This window comes from Algoriphagus aurantiacus (assembly GCF_035156405.1).
In the GTDB taxonomy this organism is placed as follows: Bacteria; Bacteroidota; Bacteroidia; order Cytophagales; family Cyclobacteriaceae; genus Algoriphagus; species Algoriphagus aurantiacus.
On record NZ_JAXRUT010000033.1, the window covers coordinates 50,342 to 58,121 of the forward strand.

Below are 7,780 nucleotides of genomic sequence, written 5' to 3' on the forward strand. Positions count from 1 at the left end.
TTATTCTGATCTTAGGCTTCTCACCGGATTGGCGATGGCCGCTTTGATCGCCTGCGAACTCACGGTGAGCACTGCAATCACAAGAGCCCCCAGTCCTGCAACAGCAAACATCCACCACGCTATTTCGATCCTATAGGCAAAATCCCGCAGCCATTTGTCCATGAGATACCAGGCAACCGGAGAGGCAATGAGGAAAGCGATGACCACCAATCCCAAAAAGTCTTTGGACAACAATCCGGCAATGCCACTGACACTTGCGCCCAGGACTTTGCGTATGCCTATCTCTTTGGTGCGTTGCTCCGCCATATAAGCTGCCAGGCCATAAAGTCCCAGGCAGGCTATAAAAATGGCAAGTGTGGCAAATACATTAAAAATGTTCCCCATTTGTTGCTCGCTGCGATAGAGATTATTTAAATCCTGGTCAAGAAAGCTATAGGTAAATGGATAAGAGGGATTGAGTTCATGGCTGACTTGCTCCAATGCCTTTATGGTAGCTTCAGTATTGCCCGGTTGGGTGCGCACTACGACCAAACCTCCCCATTTGTTCAGGCGCAAGACCAGAGGCTCCATCTCATATTGAAGCGATTTGAAATTAAAATCCTTTACCACACCTATGATTGTTCCTCTGTCACCACCGAAAGTAAGATTTTGCCCCACTGCATTACTGATATCCATTTCCATTACCTGCATGGCTTTTTCATTGATCACATAATTGGAACTGTCTCCTTTGAATGCTTCGGAGAAGCTGCGCCCCGTAAGCATTTGCATCTTAAAAACATCGACAAAATGTTCATCGACATCCATGGACGGGATGACAATTTGAGAATCTGGAGCTTTCCCTTCCCATACGACATCCAGGGTCCCTGAAATAAGTGTTGTCGGCAAATCTGAAATGACAGAGAAATCCGCTGTCAACGGATTTTGAGACAATGTTGCCTTCAAAGCCTGTTGTTTTCCCCATATATCACCGGTCATCGGCATATATATCAGGTTCGATTTGTCAAAACCTAGGTTCCTGTTTTTTATGAAGTCCAACTGCCTGTAAACGACAGCCGTTCCAACGAGCAGAACAATCGCGATAACAAACTGCCCAACTACCAACCCGTTCCGGAATAAGAGGTTTCCCCCTACGGATTTTAATTTCCCCTTCAACACGTTTATAGGTTTGAACCCCGAAAGAAACAGGGCGGGATAGCTGCCTGAAACCATGCCGGTAAGCACTGCAATGGCAATAAGACTGACCCATAATTTCCAATCCAACAAATGAAAAGTAAGTTCTTTTTCAGTCAGGACGTTAAAAACGGGCAGGAATAAAAAAACAATCGAAATGGCTACAAACAAGGAAAGAAATGAAATGATCAACGATTCGCCCAAAAACTGGAGAATGATCTGGTAGCGTCCTGCCCCAACTACTTTTCGGAGCCCTACCTCTTTTGCCCGACGTGCGGAACGTGCTGTTGCCAGATTCATAAAGTTGATGCAGGCAACAAGTAGAATAAAAACGGCCACTACGAAAAAGATATTTACATATTGTATGTTGCCATGTCCTGGCAGATCAATCTGAAAATTGGAGCGGAGATGAATGTCAGTCAAAGGTTGAAGCTGAAAATCTATCTTCGCATGTTGCTCATGCGCCTTGTAAATCTTGTCTATCCGTTCAATTAGTTGCTGTATATCCGAAGGTGAAGAACCGATGTTTTTATAAAATTGTAAATAGGTATAAAAGTTAAAAGTGTTCCAAACATTGTTTTGCAAATCATAATTCGACTTTGCCAGAGCTGACATGGGGATGATGAAATCAAACTGCAAATGTGAATTGGAAGGTCCATTGGCCAAGATACCAGTCACGGTAAAGTTCTCATTATTGTTGATGCGGATATACTGCCCTAAGGCTTCTTCTTTTCCAAAATACTTTCTTGCCATATTTTCCGTGATCAAAATCCCATTCGGATCATTCATGGCAGTGTTGGAGTTCCCTTGCAATAAAGAGTAAGAAAAGAACTCAAGGAAATTGGAATCCGCAAAAAATAACCCCTTTTCTTCAAATTTATGTTCCCCGGCTTCAAAAAGGGCGGTAGAGAGCTTGCTCAATCTTACCGAGTTTTCTATTTCGGGCATTTCTGCCTGTAAACCGCCTGCCATACCCGCAGGACTGACCGCGGCTTTAAAATCCCCTGCACTAGCGGTAATCCGGTAAATCTGGTTGGCATTGGCATGAAAGCGGTCGTAGTTCAACTCATTCCACACCCAAAGAAAGATGAGTATGCTGCATGCCATGCCGATAGAAAGCCCAACAATATTCAATGTGGAGTATGCTTTTTGGTGGATTATATTCCGCCAGGCGATTTTAAAATAGCTCTTATACATATCATAGTTATTTACAGGTTGATATCCTTCCATTTTTCTTACAATCCCCGGCCGGAATAGCAGCAAAACATCAATTGCGAACTTCCAATCTGCTTTCCTTTTTCCAATTTCTTTTACCCTTTCGCCATACAACTCAATTAGATCTCCCTCTATAGAATCCCTCAAATCCCGGTGGCAAAACCATCGGAAGAAGTGGAGGGGGAGTTTTGGAGGATGGGGCATTTTCTTATTGTTTGATGTAAGTGGTAAGTTGGCAGTGATCAGTATTCAGTAACTGTATTAATTGTAAGTGGTAAGTCATGAGTAGTCATTTGGCATTGGTCAGTGGGCAGTTCGTAAACTGTAAACTGAGACCGAATACTTACATTCCCGATAATTTCACGTCCAGCGCAATTTTTGGAATCGCCTTCCAAAGTTCTTCTCTGGTAGTTTTGTAGTATTCGAGCGCTCTCGATCCAAGGGCAGTGATCTGAAAGAATTTCTTGGGTCTTCCCGCCCTTTCCTCAGTAGCTTCACCTTCTTTTGAGCGGAGATAACCTTTGTCTTCCAATCTTTTTAGTGCTGTTTGCAAAGCTCCGACGCTCACACCTCGGGAGAGGCGGCTCTCGATTTCCTTTTTGATGGATACCCCGTAAGCTTCGTCATAGAGGATTCCCACAGTGAGCATGACCACTTCTTCAAATTCTCCCAACTGGTATTTTTTCATCTGTTTATAATTTGATTTTTATTGGTCATAACCTGTCCCGTGACGAAGGAAACGGGATGGAATCTCGCATATAGGATAATCATCCCTCAGTGTTCCCATTGAGTCATGCTTGATTTCTTTGTTCTTTTGGCTTGGCCCAAAAGAACCCTGCCTACCGGACAGGCAGGCAAAAGGCCAAGACGCCAGCAAAGCTTCAACCCGCAGGCCAGCCGTCTGGCTCGCTGCTGCGTCTCTCCTCCCCGCCCTAAAAACGAGCGATTCTGCTGATCCGGTGTATGTCGGTATATAATCACGCCCCTGTGTGTCATTCCTTGACATGCTTGATTTCATCTTTTTATAATTAATTTTTAATGGTCATAACCTGTCCCGTGACGAAGGATACGGGATAGCCTGTCCCGTCCCGATAGTTATCGGGATTGATACGGGACCTGCCTACCGTTAGGCAGGGAATCTCGCATGCATTAAATCATCCCTCAGTGTGACGTTCTTCATCGTACTCGATTTCATATGCCAGACATTTATTCCTATTTGTAGTAATATCCTTGCCATATTAAAAACCAGCTTCTATTGATCAGAAAAGGGCTTACTGGATTTTTGGAGTGTTCGGATCAGAAGGAATTCGTCCGAAAATGGGATGGTTGTTTTTAAATGCTTAAAAAATGCAAATTGAAATAAGAGCAATGAAAAAGTATCTCAATACCTGACATCCATATTGAACCCAACTCCCAAGGATGCCATTTTTTTCATTTTAGAATCTTTTGTTTGCTTGACATAGGTTCCATTGGTAAAGAAGCCCAGTGAAAAAACAAGGGCAGCTCCTTTTTTGACTTCAACATCTCCTTCATTGTCCACCCACTCCAATGTGACAAGTGCATCATTTTCCAACACAATATTATAATCCCGGAGGTCTATTGAAATCATTCCAGTCTGATCCTTTTCTACAGTGATAAAGATGTTTTGGGTTAGAATATTTTTTCCGGTATTTCCATTTTGCAGGTCATACATATTCAATCGGAAAATTGTCCTCGCTCCTGTGAAATTATAAGACAGGTGAAAATTGAAATTATCAACATATGTTGGATTGTGTGTCACATTGATTTTGACGCCTATTTCTGCTCCAAGTTTGTCAAATCCAAAAGCTGTACCCACAAACCTCGACTCCGTTTTATTGCCGAGATTTTTGGTTTTCATAGGTTTTGCACCTACCACAATTTCAGTAAGCTGTGAAACATCTTCTTCCAGTTCCCACACAAATGAATTTCCTCCGGCAATCAAATCCTTAACCAGCTTTTCTTTTGGTTTGTACCCAATCATGGAAAACCGGATCGTGTCCAACAGATTGGCTTCTTTGTACACAAGTTTGAATTCTCCTTTAGCATTGGAAACTGTTCCCAGATCCTTTCCTAGAATGCTCAAATTTACATAGGACAGCGGCTTTTTGGAACTGGCATCCTTTGTAATTCCGGAAATCAAAAAATTGTGTCCTAGATCAAAATCAAATTCTTTTGGAAGAGTATTTACAGAATTATCCAAAGAGAAATCTGAATACAATTTGCCAAAACCCGCTTCACCTTTGAGATACTGATCGAAAAAATACCGCACTGATCCAATAACCATATTGTGGATTTCTGTTGAGTTTGGCCTGGAATTCACCATAGAAGGGAAACTCAAAAAATCCTCATGACTGCTCCCTAATAGGCGCAGATAATATTTTGATTCAACAGCTTTTTTAAAATAATGATATTCTCCGCTTGGATTAAAATCTTGCCATTTGTTATCGCTTTCAAGGTAAAGATAGGGTACTCCTGGCCGAACGGCATCAATCAGTCCATGATCATAAATGTCATGTAACAATTCATCATCTAAATCTGATTGCCCAAAATAATGGGTTTCAGTTCCGTCAAGTGAGGCAAATGCTTTAACCCCAGTATTTCTTTTTACATATGCAGCTGCACTCATTCCTCCCCAACTACATCCCAGAATCCCTGTTTCCTCCCAATCTAAATCCAAAAAATCTGCTTTTTTCAATGATTCGATGGCAAATTCTGCATCATAAACCTGTTCCATCATATCCGCCTTCTCATTGGTCATACTTCCCGGATACCTTCCCATAGACCAGATAGATATGACTACATAGCCATTTTGGGTAAGATTTTCAATAATCCTAAAATTTTCATAGCCCATTCCATTGAATCCGGCCATGTAAATGATCACCGGAAATGGTCCTTCTGCAGGTTTTGCATCCGGAAAACTGTTTGTTTGGAATTGAAGCAATTTCCCGGCATCACCTGCATCCAGTCCTAATTCCATTGAGATATAAAGTGCCAGTTCATCTGTCAAGCCTTCTCCCATTTCCTGATATTTTATTGCTCGGGACTCAAACATCTCAAATAACTTGTCGAATAAAACCGGTTTGAGAAGTGTATCCAAAGTCGGATACCAAATGTCGATATCCACAGGTCTATGGTAAAGGCTATCACTTGTTGGGACACCTGGTTTCCACAGCCGTTTTGAATCCGATAGTTCAATAGATGTGAATCCTGCATGATATTGTCGACCAATCAAACTTTGACCAAATACATGATGTATCCAGAAAAAGAACAGAAAAAGAAAAAGGAGATTTTTCAAAGATTTTTAAAGGGTTTTTGGTAATCCTTTACTGGCAAAAGTATGGGATTCAAATGCTTCTAAATTGTTAACAATCTTTAATCCATCTTATTACTTCTTAAAATTTCACGGTTGTTCTTTCAATCGGTATGGATGTATGTTGGGATGCAATTCTATCAGGGCATTTCGAAGAAATCAAATCCTGGCGAGTTTTCTTAATCAATCACACTCTAAATTCCGCCCAACCGAAACTGAGATTTACACGCATGTCTTATCAATTCCAACAAAAACATTCATAGTCTGCTTGATGATATAGACGAAATCTTAAATTTGCTTTGGAATCCATCCTAAAGTCCTGAGCATAATGGAGATATAGGCGTAATAGGATAGGGGAGTGCTGCAAAACCAAATGAGGGCAAAAAGCTAAAAAAATGAATTTGCTAAAAGAAATATCTTACCAAATTGAACTTCATTCTGTCAACGGGATTAAGGACTGCTTTGAAAAGGGACTGAGTCCTAATACAGACTTCGAAGGCAACCCACTTTTTGATTTATTAATCAGTATGTATACTAGGAGTTCTAAGTTTAAGGATTGCGTAAATTCGTTTATCGAATATGGACTCGAATTTGAAAATAAAGCTTTACTCGCCGTATTAGCCGATAATAGAATTGAATTAGAAAAACATCTTGCTGACAATCCCAGAATTGTTGATGAGGTAATTACTTTGAATTGTGCATATACTCCTCTGACCAATGTTTCTTTACTTCATGTTTGTTCAGAATTTAATCACATTGAAAGCGCTCAGGCTCTGGTCAATTATGGAGCAAATGTCAATTGCAAAGCGGGAATAGATAAAAATGGATTTGGTGGACAGACCCCAATTTTTCATACAGTAAATCAAAACAACAATAATTCGGCGGAAATGATGGATTATTTATTGTCTGGAAATGCTGATTTAAGTTATACGGTTAAAGGAATAATTTGGGGAGAAAATTTTCCTTGGGAGACTTTTATTCCATCTGTAAACCCAATCAGCTATGCAATGATGGGACTTCTACCACAAATGCACAGAAATGAAAAAACAATTTTCGACACAATAAATAAACTGATGAAGCACGAATATGGAATTGACTTCCGACCGAATAATATTCCAAATAAATACCTTAGTGAATAGAATGCTTGCTAAATCAGACAAAGATTGACATATAAAAAAGGAACAATAAGGATACAGTTTATCTGTAGAAACTTAAGGTTTAAATCGAAATAGGGCTTGCTGAAAAACGCCGGTAATAGATTATAAGCCATCATTTCTATATTCCCTTCACTAATGGCCAGATGTATTTTCAACCACCAACTCCTTTTCCAAGAAATTATATATTGAATCAAAATGGTTTAATGGTTCGATATGATCACCCTCAAAAGCCAAGTGCAGATAGGAATGCTTGAAGTTATTTTTAGCCAAACGCTCCATTATCCGGTCTGACATTTTGGTAGCTGGCCACTGCTCATCTTGTTTTCCGGACAGAAGCAAAATAAATCCATTTATATTTTCTACCTCAATTTCTGCTTTAGAAACTGCTATTTCATCTTCCATCATCATAGAAAATGCGCTGAAAAGATCACCTTTTAGTGCAGGCCAAAGCGTCTTCAATGGCGCAGGGACAAAGGGGATTTCTTCGCTAATAAAATGCCAAGAAGAAGTATTGGCAGCAATAGTATGAGCAGGAAAACTTACATGTGCTGTTGAAAGCGCCACCACTCCCTTGAAATGGGGAAACTTGCTAGCAAGGTTGAGTGCCAATTCTCCACCCTTGGATGCGCCAAGTAAGACAATGCGGCTGGTGTCCAGTTGAGTATTTCGTCTGGCGATATGAAGGATCGAATCCGAAATAACCTGAGTTCGATTTTAAAAAGCGGCTAATTGGTTTGTTTCGACGGGTTGATAGTTGATTGCTGGCTTTTTAGGGAAGAAGGAATAGGCAATTAAGCCAGAAATAAGGTTGGTGATAAAGTTCTCAAATGACCTGTGTCTTGAATGTTCGACTTGACAGATATTTTTGAGTTCGTCGTTGACAGTTTCTATGACTGATCTTTTTCTG

At 40.5% G+C, this 7,780-nt stretch carries 7 protein-coding genes; 1 reads left to right on the forward strand and 6 read right to left on the reverse strand.

Translation table 11 applies throughout. The annotated features are described in order from the left end of the window. The 4 genes from SYJ56_RS22945 to SYJ56_RS22960 form a co-directional block, all read right to left on the reverse strand. A complete protein-coding gene (locus SYJ56_RS22945; protein ID WP_323838321.1) occupies positions 1–2,589 on the reverse strand; it encodes an ABC transporter permease in 2,589 nt (862 codons plus the stop codon). 139 nt (positions 2,590–2,728) lie between these two features. Beyond that, a complete protein-coding gene (locus tag SYJ56_RS22950; RefSeq protein WP_323838323.1) occupies positions 2,729–3,073 on the reverse strand; it encodes a PadR family transcriptional regulator in 345 nt (114 codons plus the stop codon). Between the two features lie 18 nt (positions 3,074–3,091). After that, positions 3,092–3,403 (reverse strand): hypothetical protein, encoded by a 312-nt coding sequence (locus tag SYJ56_RS22955; RefSeq protein WP_323838325.1) that lies wholly within the window; start codon positions 3,401–3,403, stop codon positions 3,092–3,094. A 363-nt stretch (positions 3,404–3,766) separates the two neighbouring features. Then, a complete protein-coding gene (locus SYJ56_RS22960) occupies positions 3,767–5,701 on the reverse strand; it encodes a carboxypeptidase-like regulatory domain-containing protein (protein WP_323838326.1) in 1,935 nt (644 codons plus the stop codon). Positions 5,702–6,111: 410 nt separating this feature from the next. Here SYJ56_RS22960 and SYJ56_RS22965 point away from each other — a divergent pair, with 410 nt between their 5' ends. Next, positions 6,112–6,855: a hypothetical protein gene (locus SYJ56_RS22965; protein ID WP_323838328.1), complete on the forward strand. Its 744-nt coding sequence runs from the start codon at positions 6,112–6,114 to the stop codon at positions 6,853–6,855. Between the two features lie 150 nt (positions 6,856–7,005). Here the strand turns inward: SYJ56_RS22965 and SYJ56_RS22970 are convergent, their stop codons facing one another. Further along, positions 7,006–7,572 (reverse strand): acyl-CoA thioester hydrolase/BAAT C-terminal domain-containing protein, encoded by a 567-nt coding sequence (locus SYJ56_RS22970; RefSeq protein ID WP_323838332.1) that lies wholly within the window; start codon positions 7,570–7,572, stop codon positions 7,006–7,008. A 15-nt stretch (positions 7,573–7,587) separates the two neighbouring features. After that, a partial coding sequence (locus SYJ56_RS22975) for a transposase (RefSeq protein ID WP_323838330.1) occupies positions 7,588–7,780 on the reverse strand: 193 nt, incomplete at its 5' end.

Excerpts from the sequence above, each read along its gene's own strand:
- SYJ56_RS22945 (WP_323838321.1), bottom strand. The coding sequence starts at position 2,589 with ATGCCCCATCCTCCAAAACTCCCCCTCCACTTCTTCCGATGGTTTTGC.
- SYJ56_RS22950 (WP_323838323.1), bottom strand. The coding sequence starts at position 3,073 with ATGAAAAAATACCAGTTGGGAGAATTTGAAGAAGTGGTCATGCTCACT.
- SYJ56_RS22955 (WP_323838325.1), bottom strand. The coding sequence starts at position 3,403 with ATGAAATCAAGCATGTCAAGGAATGACACACAGGGGCGTGATTATATA.
- SYJ56_RS22965 (WP_323838328.1), top strand. The coding sequence starts at position 6,112 with ATGAATTTGCTAAAAGAAATATCTTACCAAATTGAACTTCATTCTGTC.